This is a genomic window from Nonomuraea sp. NPDC001684 (genome assembly GCF_053596515.1).
This window is the reverse complement of record NZ_JBSFGJ010000242.1, coordinates 1-14,591: the sequence shown is the minus strand read 5'-3', so window position 1 is coordinate 14,591 and position 14,591 is coordinate 1. Positions and strand designations below refer to the sequence as shown.

The following is a 14,591-nucleotide window of genomic DNA, read 5'->3' as shown; positions in this document are numbered from 1 at the left end:
CGTGATCCTCGTCGTGGCCGGCCTGCTGGGGGACGCGGTGAACCTGTGGACGGGCCTGCCGATGGCCGTCTTCGGCGCCGCCTTCGTCCTGTGGGCCCGCCTCCGCCCCCTCAAGCCCTAGCCGCACCGCCCTCGACCCGCCCTACAGCCCACAGGCCGTACGCCCGGCCTGCGGGCCCCGCGCCGGCACCGCTGCGGCGGCGGCGGCGCGGAGCCGTCCGCGCCCGTTCAGTACTCGACCTCGAAGGTGTGGGGACCGAGGCCGTACCCGTCGCCCCGCGGGACGACGTACCCCTGGTTCGCGAGGACGGCCAGGCTGTCGCGCACCTCGTCGTCCTCCAGGCCGGTCGCCCGGATCACCGCCTCCAGGCCGGCCACGCCGCCGGACCCGATCGCCTGCGAGGCCACCGCCTCGTAGACGTGGATGTCGACGTCCGACAGCTCCTGGACGTCATGCCCCTCGGACATCAACGTTGCCTCGCCCCCTCCCTCAGCCTGGCCGGATCGACCTCGCGGTCGGGGAACCTGCGAAGGTATTCCGCCTCTAGCTCATTGGTACGGGAAGTGTGACGTGCCAGAGCATCGTCTGATCCATGGAAGAATGTGTCACTACGAGTGGCATGGAGTTGCCGCAGCTCGCGTACCACATCCTCGTCGCTGAGCTGGGCCGGATCTATTCCCATCGTCGTCATGGGTTCCCCCTACCCCAGACACCCCCGACAATATCTGTCACAATTCCTGACATATAGCCATTGTTTGGGAGCGATTCGTCGCCTTACCTTCCCGGTATGGACCTCGAGCTCAGGCACCTCAGGATCGTCCGCGCGGTAGCGGACGCGGGAAGTGTGAGCAAGGCCGCGTCCCTGCTCGGGCTGGCACAGCCGGCCCTCACCGCCCAGCTCAAACGGATCGAGAGGGTGCTCGGCGGCGCCCTGTTCGAACGTGACCGCCACGGGGCGCGGCCCACGCGACTCGGCGAGCTGGTGCTCGCCCGGGCGCGCGTGCTGCTCCCCGCGGCCAAGGAATTGCAGGACGAGGCAGTACGATTCGCCCACACCCCCTCCCCCGGCTTCCGCATCGGCGCCACCAACGGCCCGATACTCGGCGGCCTGGTCGACCGGCTGGCCGCGGAGCGCACGGTCACCACGTTCACGTCGTGGTCAACGCACGAGCTGATCAACATGGTCGAGCTCGGCCGCCTCGACTACGTGCTGACCGGCGCCTGCGGCGACTCCGGCACCCCCACAGGAACGCTCCTGTGGGAGACGATCAGCGTCGACCCGGTCTTCGCCCTCGTCGGCGAGGACCATCCGCTCGCCAAGGAGAAGGAGGTGGAGCTGGCCGACCTTGCCGGCGAACAATGGGCCGTCACCCCCGGCGACGGCTGCTTCGCCGACTGCTTCGCCATGGCGTGCGCCCGAGCCGGCTTCACCCCCGGAACGATCTACGAGACGGACGTCCCGACCTGCACCCACCTCGCCCAGGTGGGCCGCGCCGTGGTGCTCTGCCAGGCGACCCACCAGGCCCTGCCGGGGCTGGCCATGGTCCCGCTCTCCGGCGCGCCGCTGCGCTGGCGGCAGCTCCTCGGCCGCCACCCCACCGCCCCCGACGCCACCTGGGTGGTCGCCCAGGCCAAACAGGCGCACACCGAGGCCGTACGCCGCAGTCCGGTCTACTCCGATTGGCTCGCACGCAACCCGGCGTACGGCACCGCGCCATAACACCCTGATAGGAGTGAAGTAATAACTCCTCGCCCCGTGGGCCCGCCGTTACCGTGACGGCACCCCCAGCGGCGGGAGACAACCCAGCTCCACTCGCCGGCGCTGATCGCGGACGCGATCGGCGCATCAGCCATGTCCGGCTGCCTGGGCCGCGACCATTCACGTCCAACTTCACCCTGAACCGACCCCCGCCTCCAGGCAAGGCGCAATGCCACCTCGCACCCAAGGCCCGATGCCATGTCGCACTCCGAGGCGCTACGCCACCACGCACCCCAAGGCGCTACGCCACCACGTACTCCCACCCGGGCCGCCACTCGAACGGCGCGTCCACCAGGTCTTCAAGCGGAGTGCCGTCCAGCAGGTGCTGCAACGCCCACCGATTAGCCGAATGGGACACCACCAGCACCGTGGCCCCCTGCCACTCCTCCCGCAGGTCCTCAAGGAACGCGGCCGTCGCCGCCACGACCTGCCGATAGCTCTGCCCGCCCGGCCACGGCGTGTCGATGTGCCGCCTGCGCAGGGCCGCCACCTCGCTCACCGGCCGTCCGCTGTAGCTGCCGTAGTCGCACTCCCTGAGCCGCGCGTCGAGCCGGACCTCCTTCCCGCCCTTCCCGCCCTTCCCGCCCCCGAACGCCACCTCCACCGTCTCGACCGCCCTGCGCAGATCCGAGCAGTAGACGACGTCCACCCCCCGCCTCCGCACCCCGAGCTCGGCGGCCAGCTCCCGCCCCCGCTCGGACAACTCCCCCGGCAGCCACCCGGTGGCGACGCCGATCTCGTTGTCCACAGTGATGGAGTGGGTCTCGTACACCACCTTGATCGCCATATCGGCACCGTACTTCCTCTCCCAACCCCTCCCATTCCGCCCACAGCAAACACAACCCCCAACCGAGACCCGAATATGATCGACACGACTCCACCAACCTTGCCCGGCATGGAATGATGTCCGCGGGACCCCGTCCCCATCCGGCCGTGCGGCACACCCGGATCCGATGCTCTAGCCTTGACATGCGCGAGCCTCACCAAGATCCACCCGCCGCACACCGCATGTCACAACTGAATCCAGGGGCGGTAGCTCAGCCGGTCAGAGCATCGGACTCATAATCCGTGGGTCGTGGGTTCAAGTCCCACCCGCCCTACTCATCAAAACCGCATCCGACCTGGGGTTTCTCGCAGGTCTGTCTAGATAACGGTGTATCTCGATCTTGATTAGTTATCGAGTGGTCGGGGTCAGGCGGCCTTCGAAGGTGATGGCGAAGGCGTTCAGCGCGGCTTTCCAGCGGGTGATCCAGCGTTTGCGGCCCTTGCCGGTCGGATCCAGGCTCATGATCGCCATGTAGACGCACTTGAGCGCGGCCTGCTCGTTCGGGAAGTGCCCGCGAGCCTTGACCGCCCGCCGGATGCGGGCGTTGACCGACTCGATGGCGTTGGTCGAGCAGATCACCCGGCGGATCTCGGTGTCGAAGTTGAGGAAGGGCACGAACTCGGCCCGGGCGTCCTCCCACAACTTCACGATCGCCGGATACTTGCCGCCCCACGTCTCGGCGAACTCCAAGAACCGCTCCAGCGCGGCCGCCTCGGTCGGCGCGGTGTAGACCGGCTTGAGCGCCTTGGCGATGGCGTCCCAGTGCTGGCGGGCGGCGTACCGGAACGAAGCACGCAGCAGGTGCGCCACGCAGGTCTGCACGACAGCCTGGGGCCAGACCTGCTCAATAGCCTGCGGCAGCCCCTTGAGGCCGTCACAGACCACCATCAGCGCGTCCGCAACGCCGCGGTTCTTGATCTCAGTGAGCACATGCAGCCAGAACTTCGCACCCTCGCCGCCGTCGCCGGCCCACAAACCAAGGATGTCGCGCTCGCCATCGACGGTGACGGCCATCGCCACGTAGATGGGGCGGTTGGCGACCTGGCCGTCACGCAGCTTGACGTGGATGGCGTCGATGAAGATCACCGGGTAGACGAGGTCGAGCGGCCGGTTCTGCCACTCTGCCATCCCCTCCAGCACCTTGTCGGTGATGGTGGAGATGGTCTGCCTGGACACCTCGGCGCCGTACACCTCGGCCAGATGCGCCGAGATCTCGCCGGTGGTCAGGCCCTTGGCGGCCAGCGAGATGACCATCTCATCGACGCCGGACAGGCGTCGCTGCCGCTTGCGCACGATCTTCGGCTCGAAACTGCCATCCCGATCCCGCGGCACGGTGATCTCTACCGGCCCGACGTCGGTGAGCACGGTCTTGGACCGGCTGCCGTTGCGGGTGTTACCCGTCTCGTTGCCGAAGCGTTCGTGCTTGTCGTGCCCGAGATGATCGGTGATCTCGCCCTCCAGCGCGGACTCCAGCACCAGCTTGGTCAGCCGGCCAAGCAGCCCCGTTCTCACCCACCAGCTCCACTCCTTCGGCTCGCGCCTGGTCGACCAGCCTGGCCACCAGCTCCCGGTCCGTCGAGTTGTCCGGCTTCTTGCGCGCCACCGCGGCGTCCTCCAGGTCGATCTCTGTCGATGCCTGGATCACAGTACTCATCAGGGGTGTCCTCCATGATCAGGAGTTACACCGTTTGTTCTTACAGTCCCTTGTTCTTACAGTCCCCGTGGGAATTCTGGTGGGACTGACGAACGGTCTGAGGTGTCGGAGAAATCGAACGATTCTCAACACCCTGAGAGACTGATCTTTGTGTCAGACAGGCCTGCCAGTAGGAGTGGAACGGCCAACCGGGTTCAGTGTCACATCTGTTGACAGTGCTCCATGATGGAGCCGATACCCTTCGCTGGGCTCATGGCGTGGCAGTCGTCGGCGTCCTGGAGGCTGGCGAAGTCGGCGTGCGCCTGGGCGACGGCTCGGGGTATGCCTCCTGCTTCTCGTGCTCGGCGAGCGCTCGGTAGATGCTCGCGACGCTGGGGGCCAGGCCCTTGCGTTTGCCGGTCGGGATGATCAGGTCGGGCTGGATCTGCTCGACCGATTCCCGTTCGCCCGGCGGCGGAGCACGGCGTGCAGCATGTCGTCGGTGATGACGGGCGGCCGGCCGCCGTGCTTGCCCTTGCGGGCCGCCGCGTCGAGTCCTTCGAGGGTCGACTCGCGGACGTTCTCCCGTTCGGTCTCGGCCATCGCCGCGAAGAACGCGAACAGCAGGCGGCGGGCCCGCTGGGGTCGTACATCCCGGGCAGGGGCCCGGCGAGCATCTCCAGGACCGGGCCGTGCGCGGTGAGGTGATCGGCCATGGCGGTGAGTTCGGCGGCACGGGCCTGCGTGGACATCCGCGCCTGGATGGACCAGTGAACGAGGCCCCAAGCCGTTCGCGTGGACCAAGACAGCCGAGGAGATCCTCGAATCCCCCGCTCAAGATTGCCGACGAATCTCAGGTGGATGACACCAGCCCCAGCTCAGGGCGGTAGCCGACGGTAATCCTGCCAGTGCGGGACCCTGGAGGACCTCGCGGGCGCTGCCATCTTCCTGGCCTCAGCGGAGTCGGTCTGGGTGACGGGCGGTGATCTGGTCGTGGACGGTGGCGACGCGGTGGTGTGAGAGCAACCGCACCGGCAGGCCGCGCTATCCGGTGGGCGGGTTCCCGGTTACCTGGCGGGCGGTGACCAGGCCTGATTCGTAGGCCGCGATGACCGCCTGGGCGCGGTCGCGCACGGAGAGCTTGTCGAAGATGCTGGTGATGTAGTTCTTGACGGTAGAGAGGCTGAGGCCGAGGGCGCGGGAGATCTCGGTGTTGTCGAGGCCCGTGGCCATCAGCCGCCATACCTCGACCTCGCGGGGTGTGAGTTCGTCCAGGCCCGTGGGGGTCGGCCGGGTGCCGTGAGGCGCCCGTACGTAGGTGGAGATCAGCCGGGTGAGCAGGCGTGGAGCGACGGCGGCGTCGCCGGCGTGGACGGTGCGGATCGCCGCGCTCAGGTCCTCGGGTGAGCTGTCCTTGGGCAGGAACCCGTAGGCTCCGGCGCGCAGGGCGCCCACGAGGTACTCGTCCATGTCGAAGGTGCTGAGGGCCAGGACCCGGCTGCCGGGCACGGTGGAGGCGAGTTCCCTGGTCGCGCCGATTCCGTCGAGGACGGGCATCCTGATGTCCATCACCACGACGTCGGGGCGTAGTTGGCGGGCAAGGGTGACGGCCTGCGCGCCGTTCTCGGCCTCTCCCACGACCTCGAAGGACGGGTCGGGGGAAAGGATCAGCGACAGGCCGCGCCGTACCAGCAACTGGTCGTCCACGATCAGCACTCTGATCGGCGGCGCGGTCATGGGTGCGCCCCTTCGTGCTGGACGGCCTCGTCCGTGGTCAGCGGCAGGTCGGCCACCACGGCGAACCCCCCGTCGGCCTGCGGGCCCGCGGTGAGGGTGCCGCCGTGCAGGGCGACGCGTTCGCGCATGCCGATCAGGCCGTATCCGCTAGCGCGCGCCCCCTCCTGTGGCGGGCTGCCCCCGCCGTCGTCGTGTACTTCGATGGTGACTCGATCCTGATGGTAGGTCAGCTTCATGGACGCGCGGGCTGTCCCCGCGTGCTTGCGGGTGTTGGTGAGGGCCTCCTGGGCGATCCTGAACACTGTGAGGCCGATGGTCGGCGGCAACGGGCGCCACTGTCCGTGGACGCTGAACTCGGTCGGCACTCCGGCGAGGCGGGATTCGGTCGCCAGGCGATCGAGGTCGTCGGCGTCCGGCTGGGGCTGGGACGGCGCGGCCGGGGGTTCGTCGCCGTCCCGCAGGACGTCCAGGAGCTGGCGCATCTCGCGCAGCGCGAGCCGCCCGGAGGACTCGAGAGTGACCAGGGCGTCCTTGACCACCTCCGGTTCTGCGAGGTTGGCCCGCGCTCCGCCGGCCATCAGCTGCATGGTGGTGATGTGGTGGGCCACGATGTCGTGCAACTCCCGTGCGATGCGGCGGCGTTCGTCGGCCACCGCACGGTCGGCGAGGAGTCTGCGGTTGGCGTCCACTTCCCGCTGCCAGCGGTTCATCGCCATGGCGGCGCCGACGACGATCAGGGTGGTGAGGGGCGGGGTGATCGCGTCCTGCCAGGGCGGAATGCGGCCGTTGCTCTGGCTCAGCAGCGTCACCGCTACCGTGACGACGGCCGCGAGCACCGTCACGCGGCCGGGGCAGGCCCTGGCGACCGAGTACAGGGCGACCAGCAGCACGGCGCCGAAGTGCCAGGGCAGCGGCACGGTCAGGGTGGCAGTCGCGTCGAGTGCCAGGACGGCGGCGAGCGTCGCCACCGGGTGGCGACGCCGGGCCAGCAGCGGCAGGGCTGTCAGCGCGACGAAGAGGAACCCGGTCACGCTCACGGTGTGCCGGCCGTCGGAGGCGTTGAAGAACACGTAGCTGAGCAGGTTCATCACGCAGGCGCCGCCGATCACGAGCGCGTCGTTACGGCTCCACGGCAGCTCCCGGGCATCGCCGGACCCGACGTATCGGCTCCTGGACATGTATGACTTCCCCCTGTACCAGGCCTCTTGGCCCCCGAACCAGGGTTGCACAGCAGTCGGAATGCTCTCACCGCGCGGACCCGGACTGAGGACCAGGGTCCTGGTCGCGGCCGCGGGGGAGGACTCAGGGCCCCGGTCAGGATCATCCGCTGCCAGGAGGTTCGCTGCTCTTCTGACTGATGGTCTGGATACCGGCCGGGAACCCCGGCACCAGGTGAATCTGCCAGGAGGCAAAAATGAGTGTTGGCCAGCGCCGATTCCATGCGGTCGTGGCGACAGCGGCCGTGGCCGTGTCGGCCGGTGTGCTGGCGGTGAGCCCGGCGCACGCTTCTTCCCCCGGTTACGACCGGGCGGCCCTGCAAGCGGACCTGGACGCGATCCGCGACGCTGGCACGCTGGGAGTGCAGGCTCGGGTGCTCTCGCCCCGCGCCGATCTGGCCGCATCCAGTGGTACGGCGGTGCTGGGCCGTAAGGTGCCGGTCCCGAGCGGCGGGCATTTCCGGATGGGCAGCAACACCAAGACCTTTGTCGCCGCCGTGATCCTGCAGCTCGAGGCGGAAGGGCGGCTCTCCGTCAACGACAGCGTCGAGCGGTGGCTTCCCGGGCTGGTGCGCGGCAACGGCAACGACGGGCGCGCGATCACCGTCAAGCACCTGCTCCAGCACACCAGCGGCCTGCACGACTCCGTAGGCGACATTGAGAAGAAGATGCACACGGAGCGGGGTTACCGCACTTACCGGTTCCTGCGCATGAGCCCGCGGCGGCTGGTGGCGCTCAGCGTCGGCCATCGACCGCTGTTCGCCCCCGGCTCCCGCTGGAGCTATTCCAACATCAACTACACCTTGGCCGGGATGATCATCGAGAAGGCCGTCGGCAACTCCTGGCGCGAGGAGGTGACGCGCCGGATCATCAAGCCGCTCAAGCTGCGGAACACGACCCTGCCCGGCGACTCCCCGCTCCTGCCCAAGCCGCACGTGCAGTCCTACACCGAGGACGCCAAAACCGCGCGCCCGTTCCGCTCCACCCTGCTCAGCCTCGGCTGGGCCGGCGCGGCGGGCGAGGCCGTCACCACCACAGAAGACCTGGCCAGGTTCTGGCGTGCACTACTGGGCGGGCAGGTGCTGTCGCAGCAACAGCTGAAGAAGATGATGACCACGGTCCCCGTCGGCGTGCCCGGCAGGGAGTTCGGGCTGGGTATGGCCAAGCAGCGACTGAGCTGCGGAGTCACGGCCTGGACGCACCCCGGCGGCACCCCCGGGTTCATCACCGACAACGCCGTCACCCAGGACGGCCGTACCAGCGTGATCGTCTCCCGGACCACCTACCCCGGCACGCGAGAGCAGGGCCAGGCTACGGCCCGCCTGATCGACAATGCACTCTGCGCCGCCTCCGTCCGCAGGAGCACGTCATGATCCGCGCCTTGACCGGATATTCCACCAGACACCCATGGAAGGTCATCGCCCTCTGGGCGGTGCTGGGCGTCGCGTTGAGCGCCCTGACCCCGACCCTGTTCGACCGGGTCACCCAGAACCAGACCGGGGACTTCCTGCCTCGCAGCTACGACTCGGCCGCCGCCCTGAACATCGCCAAGGAGCGGTTCGGGGTGAATCCCGACGCGACCACGGTGACGGTGCTGGTCGCCCGCTCCGACGGCAAGGCCCTCAACGCCGCTGACCAGGAGCGGGTCGAGGCCGAGGCGGCGAAGCTGGCCAAGCGCCGGGTGATCATGCCAAGGGAGGACGACGGTCCGCAGCAGTACCTGGTCCCCGACCGCTCCCAGACCCCCACGATCGCCCCGGCGATGACGGCGCCCGACCGGAGTTTCGAGCTGCTCTCCGTCGAGCTGATCGGCAATCGTGCGGATAGGGGCGTCCAGGGCGTCTACCGGACCTTCAGGGACGCCGCCCGGACGCAGTTCTCAGAGGCGGGGATGCGTACCGGTTTCACCGGGCCTCTCGCCGATGCCGTCGACACCGTCGATTCCCGCAAGATCGCCACGACGGTCGGGGGCGGGCTCATCATGGGGCTCATCATCCTGCTCAACGTGCTGGTGTTTCGCAGCGTGCTGGCGGCCCTGCTGCCGTTGCTCGCGGTCGCCCTGATCGGCTTCGTGGCCGCGGGCGCCGTCGCGGGCGCCGCGATGATCAGCGGGCTCAAGCTCGACGCGAGCACCCCCGGGCTGATCAACGTGGTCTTGTTCGGCATTGGCATCGACTACCTGTTGTTCCTGCTGTTCCGCTTCCGCGAGGCACTGCGGGCCAGGCCCGAGCAGTCAGCCCGCGAGGTGGCCGGGCAGGTCTCCGGCCGGGTGGGCACCGCGATCACCTCGGCGGCGCTGACCATCGTGGCCGCCTTCGCCACGCTGGGACTGGCGACCTTCGGGCAGTTCCGCTCGATGGGTCCCGCGATCGCCGTCGCGATCCTGGTGATGCTGTTCGGCAGCCTCACCCTGCTGCCGGCGCTGCTCGCGGCCACCGGCCGCAAGATGTTCTGGCCCTCCCGCACGGCCTTGCACCGCGAGACGCGCGAGGGCCGTGCCGCCCGCTTGGGCGAGCTGGTCACGCGACGCCCGCTGATGATGCTGACCGCCTCTGTCGCCCTGCTCGCCGCACTGGCCGCCGGGCTCATCGGCATCCGCATGGACTACGGCCAGGGCAGCCCCGGCACCCAGACCCCCGCCGCAGCCACCGCGGCCGAGATCTCCCATGCGCTGCCGGCCGGCGTGTCGGACCCGACGAGCGTCTTTGTTACCTCCAAGGACGACAGCGCCCTCACCGCCGACCGGCTGGACGGTCTATCCCGTGCGCTCACCCAGGTCAAGGGTGTGGGCCAAGTCGCGAAGACCGTCCTGAACAAGGACCACCGCGCCGCCAGGATCGACCTCTATCCGACCGCGGACCCGCAGAGCCAGCAGGCCCGCGACCTGGCCTCCGGACCGATCAGGGCCACGGTTGCCCAGCACACGCCCGCCGGGACGAAGGCACACGTGGGCGGGACCCCGGCGATCATCGCCGACATCTCGACGGCCGTCGAGCATGACCTCACGATCGTGTTCCCGGTCGCGGCCGCGCTGATCGCGCTGATCCTCCTGCTGCTCCTGCGCAGCCTGCTCGCGCCGGTGATCCTGATGCTCTCCGTCGGGCTCGGCTTCGCCGCCACCCTCGGCGCCGCCACCCTGCTGTTCCAGCACATACTCGGCAAGCCGGGCGTCAGCTTCACCCTCCCGCTCGTGTTGTTCCTGTTCGTCGTCGCCCTGGGCACCGACTACAACATCCTGATCGCCGACCGGATCCGGGAGGAGATGCGGCGACCAGGTCCGGCCCGCGCCGCAGTGGCCCGCGCCCTACGGCACACGACACCGGCCATCACGACGGCCGGCGTGGTGCTAGCCGCTTCCTTCGCCAGCCTCGCCACGTCCCCGGGCAACGAACAGATCGCCTTCGCGATGACGCTGGGCATCATGGTTTCCGCGCTTGTGGTGTCGCTGGTGCTGGTCCCCGCACTCGCCGCACTGCTCGGTAGGGCCGTCTGGTGGCCGGTCCGCCCTCGACCTACCAGGGGGCCTGGGACCATTCGGCCGGGATTGAACGCTGAAGGGGTGCAGCCCACATACGCCCAGAACCCACATTAACGATCTTGATGGGGAGCCGACAGGCTGGGCGCGGGTTGACATAAAGATAGATATCGAGCGTCGCGGCCTGCGGAAACGCGCTGCTGATCGTTATCGTGCCGGACTCATCCCGCCATGTTCGAGCCGAAACCAGCCGCGCGTTCACCGGCCCTCGTCCATCCCCCTCGGGTTCACTCTCTCTGACGAACCCTCACCGCGAGCGCCCCTGAGTTCAGCAGCAGACGCGCGAATCTCGCATTGGATGCGAACCTACGATGGCCACTGAGCCCGCCTGACCTGCGGCGGGTGCCTTGGCGTTCAATTCCGGCCGGATAGTCCCAAGACCCCGACAAACAGCAGGCCGAAGCTGGCGAGCATGCCAGGCCGCTCACAGAACCTGGCTGTGACGCGCGAGGCCATCTGGGGCCGCGCACGTGATGGGTCCCACGGCACAGTCGCACACCGCGGCGAGGTAGCCGCGCTGATCCGGTGCCCGCCCTGCAGTTCACAACCCCAAACAGCCCGAGGAGCGGTGCACATCCAGCCGTACCGTCCGGTGTGCATTCCGGTGTACGCCGGCACTGCGGAGATGTTCCGATCGAGGCCGATGGTCGTGCAGTCGAGGCCGGCCGGAGCGTGCGCCCGCGCCAGAGCCCGCATGGTGGAACTGGCCGGGCCGTCGCACCACCGAAAGTCCCAGCCAGGCCCCGCGAAGCTTGCCTCGACGTCGCCGACGATGACGATGCTGAGTGTGCGGGCCAGGTCGTGCATCTACCGGGATCGCCGAATCCGGCGTCGGTTGAGGCGCAGACCCTGATGTCGGGCCCGAGCGCGGACCGGCAGTCATGGGCGGCGGGCGGCACTGACGATCAGCTTGGGGTAGTGCGAGGATACCGCCGGACGGGGATCTCAGTCGATCGGCTCGCGATGCACCCACTCGACGAGATCGTCGGACGCGAGCGCCCGCACGCGCGCGGCGTACCGGGCGAGGTCGGCGTCGTCGAGGAGGTCACGCCACTGGCCGCTCGTGCCGCGGCTGAAGAACGCGGCCGGATCGACCCAGTGCTCCGGACCGCCGGCGGGGACGGTCGTGTCGGCCCTGCTGCGCATCGACTCGAACGTCGCCGCCTGGACCAAGCGGGGCCATCGGTGCTCATCGACGTCGATGCCGAGGCGCGCGGCCATCTGGCGCATCTGCCCCTCCAGGTCGGCCTTTAGGTCGTCGTAGTGCACGTACACGATGTCGAGATCGTCGCCGGCGTCCCGGAACGTCTGCAGGTGCTCTACAGTGCGCCGCAGCGACGACCCGACCTGCGTCGATGGTGTCTCGTCGTCGACCCACTGCCAGAAGCGGTCCCGCTCGCCGTCGGGGCGCGGCCGCGGTGGCCGCAACGGTCCGAGCTCGATACCGTCGATCGCGGCCGCCCGTTCGCGTTGGCTGAGGAACGCGCCGATGTCGGTGTTGTCGATATGGCGGTCGATCGACAGCCCTACGTCGCGCGGGTCGCGACCGACGCAGATGTATGTGACCGTCGGATCGTTGGGTATCCCGTCGAGCGGCGTGTGGGTCTTGATGAACCGGCGGTGCGTCTGGGCTTCCAGGTCCGCGAACACGTCTGTGCGGGCGCGAGTCACCATGTCGATCCACGGCGAGAGCGTGTCCAACGGGAGCGGGAGCTCCGGCTCCTGCAGTATGAGCAGGGCGCAGATCATCTGCATCCACGTCGTCCCGCACTTCGGCGGGGTGCTGATGATGATGTCGCCGGGGCGAAGCCCGAAGCCGTCCCAGCGGTTGCTGTCGTACATACTCGTCTCGTAGTGGCGCACGGGCGTCATCCTTGCAGCGGATCCGATCCCGTGAGGCCCAGATGATTCACCGCGCGACATCCCGCCAAGGGCTCAAGACTGAGGTCCCGAAGAGCGTCGCGCAACAGTACGTAGCGCAGCATCCGCCCCTGGTGTCCGATCTCGAACACTCCACGAGGGCATCATGAAGGCCAGAGGATGAGCACCGAAACGGGCTCCCGATCCACATCGGCGCCGCTCTACTCGGACATTTGAATCTTCAAGCAACTCGGGGATACGTCGCGGTCTTCAACGAAGACCTCGTCCGCCACTACCAGGCCTACCTCGACCGCCGCCGCCGAGCCCGGCCCACCGACGAATACCGCCCAGTGACCGACCCCGAATTGCTCGACTTTGAAGAACACTTCGATCAGCGCAAAGTCGAGCTGGGCGGATGCGCCCGGCCCTACGGAACACCCTGCCAGCACGAGCACGCCTGCCCTAGATGCCCCATGATCAACATTAATCCGAAGATGCTGCCCAGACTCGACGAGATCGGAGTCAAAGTCGACCTCCAGGCCCGCCGGGCCCGCGCCGAAGCCGAGGGCTGGCTCGGCGAGATCGAAGGCATCGACCTCACCCGCACCTTCTTGCGCCAGAAACGAGACCAGACCCGCCGCCTCGCCAGAGTCGCCCCGACCCACCTCGGTATGCCGGGCATGCCCACGCCAGGTGAAGCATGATTCGTGATCAATATGGCACGACGACGTCGAGCTCACGGAGCTTGGCGACCGCCAACGACAAGCACAGAGCAGGACTGGCACCATCAGCACGCATGCCGACCTCCAAGGGGCCGCCGCTCGCCGCGAAGGTCCAGGAGGACCGTCCCTCCGCCAGCCTCTCGGCATCGACCCTGAGCATCGCGTTGACCCCCTGCTCACCGAGCCACTCCAAAATGAGCAGCGCCGCGTCCTCGATGCCGCCCTCTGGATCAGTCTTCGGCCATCGGCCTTTCCGCCTGGTCACGAGAGGGACCCTATCGACGACATCCGAGACCGGAGGACTTCGGAAGATCGCGGAGCGCGTCAACCCTCACCCGGACGCGACTTGCATAGTGCAGAGAACGAAGTGGCCGAGAAACTTGTCCCATTCGGCGTCGGTGGGGACACGTTGTCACGCATCTGATCGAGACGAGGCGCCTGTCCGGGATCCAGGCGTAGGAAGGCGCACCGTTCAGGGCACACGTTTTTGGCGCTGCCGCCGGTCGGTCGCCCCGGACGTCTCAGTCCGGAGCCTCGCCCAGCGCGCTGGGCGTTCGGGCGCGAAGATGAGAGTGGCACTCGGCGGCATCGTTGTCTCTTGTTGCTGGTAGCGGCGCACTGGCCGGGGTGGCGCAGCCGCGGCGAGGGCTGTCGCTGGTCAGGCGCGGGCGGATTCTGGCGGTGGCCGCCGTGACCTGGCAGCTGGGAGCCGCCCTGCGGGAGGCCGGCGTGGCGCCCGAACCGCTCCCGCTCGGGCCAGCCAATACCCAGGCCGGTCGCGTGACCTCGGCCGCACCCTGCTCGGGGCGACGATCGACAAGTACGCTCCGAGCAGCGTGAAGATCGGCGGTGACGGGCAGTGGCTGACGGCCGCCGGAGGGGATCGGGGCCAATAAAGTGAAGTTCAACGCCGAGATGCGGGGCGAAGTCGCCGGCGGGAGGATCAAGCTCCACGCCGAGAAAATGCACGGCGTGCCCGTGCCGGACCAGGTCGCGCGACTGATTCGCTGCCCGATCCCGTTGTATCTGCCCTTCGATGTGAAGCTGATCGGGGTCAGGAACCCACCGGACGGGCTGGAGCTCTCCGCCGAAGCGTTCGACGTTCTGAGTCGTGGATGAAGTAGACCACTTCGCCCTGGCGTCCGGGAGGACGGGCAGAGCAGACGCCGAGGCTGCGCCCATACTCGATCTTGCTATCGTTGAAGAACTGAGGTGCCCAGCAGATTCCGGACAGTCAGCTATATAAGCTGACAGAAGTCTGGAAGAGGTAGGTACGTGACGAGGCGTCGTAGGCAGTTCTC

General features: G+C 68.2%; 14 protein-coding genes, 1 tRNA gene and 1 pseudogene. 7 read left to right on the top strand and 9 right to left on the bottom strand.

Translation table 11 applies throughout. The features are described 5' to 3' along the window. Nucleotides 1–228 precede the first annotated feature (228 nt). A complete protein-coding gene (locus ACWCSD_RS32585; protein WP_358302494.1) occupies nucleotides 229–468 on the bottom strand; it encodes a hypothetical protein in 240 nt (79 codons plus the stop codon). Continuing rightward, nucleotides 468–683, bottom strand: a complete 216-nt coding sequence (locus ACWCSD_RS32580; RefSeq protein WP_260477503.1) for a DUF6158 family protein — start codon at nucleotides 681–683, stop codon at nucleotides 468–470. Before ACWCSD_RS32580 ends, ACWCSD_RS32585 begins: the two co-directional genes overlap by 1 nt. Nucleotides 684–788: 105 nt before the next feature. On the opposite strand from ACWCSD_RS32580, the gene ACWCSD_RS32575 reads away from it, so the two are divergent. Next, nucleotides 789–1,721, top strand: coding sequence for a LysR family transcriptional regulator (locus ACWCSD_RS32575; protein ID WP_352327067.1), 933 nt, complete (start codon nucleotides 789–791; stop codon nucleotides 1,719–1,721). Between the two features lie 280 nt (nucleotides 1,722–2,001). Here ACWCSD_RS32575 and ACWCSD_RS32570 read toward each other — a convergent pair whose 3' ends face one another. Continuing rightward, nucleotides 2,002–2,547, bottom strand: coding sequence for a histidine phosphatase family protein (locus tag ACWCSD_RS32570; protein ID WP_449920602.1), 546 nt, complete (start codon nucleotides 2,545–2,547; stop codon nucleotides 2,002–2,004). 239 nt (nucleotides 2,548–2,786) lie between these two features. Between ACWCSD_RS32570 and ACWCSD_RS32565 the strand changes: the two genes are divergently transcribed. After that, nucleotides 2,787–2,860, top strand: a tRNA-Ile gene (locus ACWCSD_RS32565). 74 nt (nucleotides 2,861–2,934) lie between these two features. Here ACWCSD_RS32565 and ACWCSD_RS32560 read toward each other — a convergent pair. Both ACWCSD_RS32560 and ACWCSD_RS32555 read right to left on the bottom strand, forming a co-directional pair. Continuing rightward, nucleotides 2,935–4,240, bottom strand: a pseudogene (locus ACWCSD_RS32560) (IS256 family transposase). Between the two features lie 408 nt (nucleotides 4,241–4,648). After that, nucleotides 4,649–5,005 carry a recombinase family protein gene (locus ACWCSD_RS32555; protein ID WP_449920599.1) on the bottom strand — a complete coding sequence of 119 codons (357 nt, stop codon included), beginning with the start codon at nucleotides 5,003–5,005 and terminating at the stop codon, nucleotides 4,649–4,651. 132 nt (nucleotides 5,006–5,137) lie between these two features. On the opposite strand from ACWCSD_RS32555, the gene ACWCSD_RS32550 reads away from it, so the two are divergent. Continuing rightward, nucleotides 5,138–5,239: a hypothetical protein gene (locus ACWCSD_RS32550; protein ID WP_397166530.1), complete on the top strand. Its 102-nt coding sequence runs from the start codon at nucleotides 5,138–5,140 to the stop codon at nucleotides 5,237–5,239. Nucleotides 5,240–5,263: 24 nt separating this feature from the next. Here ACWCSD_RS32550 and ACWCSD_RS32545 read toward each other — a convergent pair whose 3' ends face one another. Together ACWCSD_RS32545 and ACWCSD_RS32540 are read right to left on the bottom strand one after the other, a co-directional pair. After that, on the bottom strand, nucleotides 5,264–5,956 hold the full coding sequence (locus ACWCSD_RS32545; RefSeq protein ID WP_397166401.1) for a response regulator: 693 nt from the start codon (nucleotides 5,954–5,956) through the stop codon (nucleotides 5,264–5,266). Next, entirely contained in the window at nucleotides 5,953–7,134 is a 1,182-nt protein-coding gene (locus ACWCSD_RS32540; RefSeq protein ID WP_449920595.1) for a sensor histidine kinase, read from the bottom strand. Before ACWCSD_RS32540 ends, ACWCSD_RS32545 begins: the two co-directional genes overlap by 4 nt. 269 nt (nucleotides 7,135–7,403) lie before the next feature. On the opposite strand from ACWCSD_RS32540, the gene ACWCSD_RS32535 reads away from it, so the two are divergent. Together ACWCSD_RS32535 and ACWCSD_RS32530 are read left to right on the top strand one after the other, a co-directional pair. Further along, a complete protein-coding gene (locus ACWCSD_RS32535) occupies nucleotides 7,404–8,546 on the top strand; it encodes a serine hydrolase domain-containing protein (RefSeq protein WP_449920592.1) in 1,143 nt (380 codons plus the stop codon). Continuing rightward, nucleotides 8,543–10,765, top strand: coding sequence for an MMPL family transporter (locus ACWCSD_RS32530; RefSeq protein ID WP_449920590.1), 2,223 nt, complete (start codon nucleotides 8,543–8,545; stop codon nucleotides 10,763–10,765). Before ACWCSD_RS32535 ends, ACWCSD_RS32530 begins: the two co-directional genes overlap by 4 nt. 888 nt (nucleotides 10,766–11,653) lie before the next feature. On the opposite strand, the gene ACWCSD_RS32525 is transcribed toward ACWCSD_RS32530, so the two are convergent. Further along, nucleotides 11,654–12,571 (bottom strand): sulfotransferase domain-containing protein, encoded by a 918-nt coding sequence (locus tag ACWCSD_RS32525; protein ID WP_449920588.1) that lies wholly within the window; start codon nucleotides 12,569–12,571, stop codon nucleotides 11,654–11,656. A gap of 230 nt (nucleotides 12,572–12,801) precedes the next feature. Here ACWCSD_RS32525 and ACWCSD_RS32520 point away from each other — a divergent pair, with 230 nt between their 5' ends. After that, nucleotides 12,802–13,272, top strand: a complete 471-nt coding sequence (locus tag ACWCSD_RS32520) for a hypothetical protein (RefSeq protein ID WP_449920586.1) — start codon at nucleotides 12,802–12,804, stop codon at nucleotides 13,270–13,272. Between the two features lie 7 nt (nucleotides 13,273–13,279). Here the strand turns inward: ACWCSD_RS32520 and ACWCSD_RS32515 are convergent, their stop codons facing one another. Next, nucleotides 13,280–13,555 (bottom strand): hypothetical protein, encoded by a 276-nt coding sequence (locus ACWCSD_RS32515; protein ID WP_397166411.1) that lies wholly within the window; start codon nucleotides 13,553–13,555, stop codon nucleotides 13,280–13,282. A gap of 632 nt (nucleotides 13,556–14,187) precedes the next feature. Between ACWCSD_RS32515 and ACWCSD_RS32510 the strand changes: the two genes are divergently transcribed. Next, a complete protein-coding gene (locus tag ACWCSD_RS32510; RefSeq protein WP_449920584.1) occupies nucleotides 14,188–14,409 on the top strand; it encodes a hypothetical protein in 222 nt (73 codons plus the stop codon). Nucleotides 14,410–14,591 lie beyond the last annotated feature (182 nt).

Bases quoted from the DNA above. Each gene is read 5' to 3' on its own strand.
- ACWCSD_RS32575 (WP_352327067.1), top strand. From the start codon at position 789: ATGGACCTCGAGCTCAGGCACCTCAGGATCGTCCGCGCGGTAGCGGAC.
- ACWCSD_RS32545 (WP_397166401.1), bottom strand. From the start codon at position 5,956: ATGACCGCGCCGCCGATCAGAGTGCTGATCGTGGACGACCAGTTGCTG.
- ACWCSD_RS32540 (WP_449920595.1), bottom strand. From the start codon at position 7,134: ATGTCCAGGAGCCGATACGTCGGGTCCGGCGATGCCCGGGAGCTGCCG.
- ACWCSD_RS32530 (WP_449920590.1), top strand. From the start codon at position 8,543: ATGATCCGCGCCTTGACCGGATATTCCACCAGACACCCATGGAAGGTC.
- ACWCSD_RS32585 (WP_358302494.1), bottom strand. From the start codon at position 468: ATGTCCGAGGGGCATGACGTCCAGGAGCTGTCGGACGTCGACATCCAC.
- ACWCSD_RS32570 (WP_449920602.1), bottom strand. From the start codon at position 2,547: ATGGCGATCAAGGTGGTGTACGAGACCCACTCCATCACTGTGGACAAC.
- ACWCSD_RS32580 (WP_260477503.1), bottom strand. From the start codon at position 683: ATGGGAATAGATCCGGCCCAGCTCAGCGACGAGGATGTGGTACGCGAG.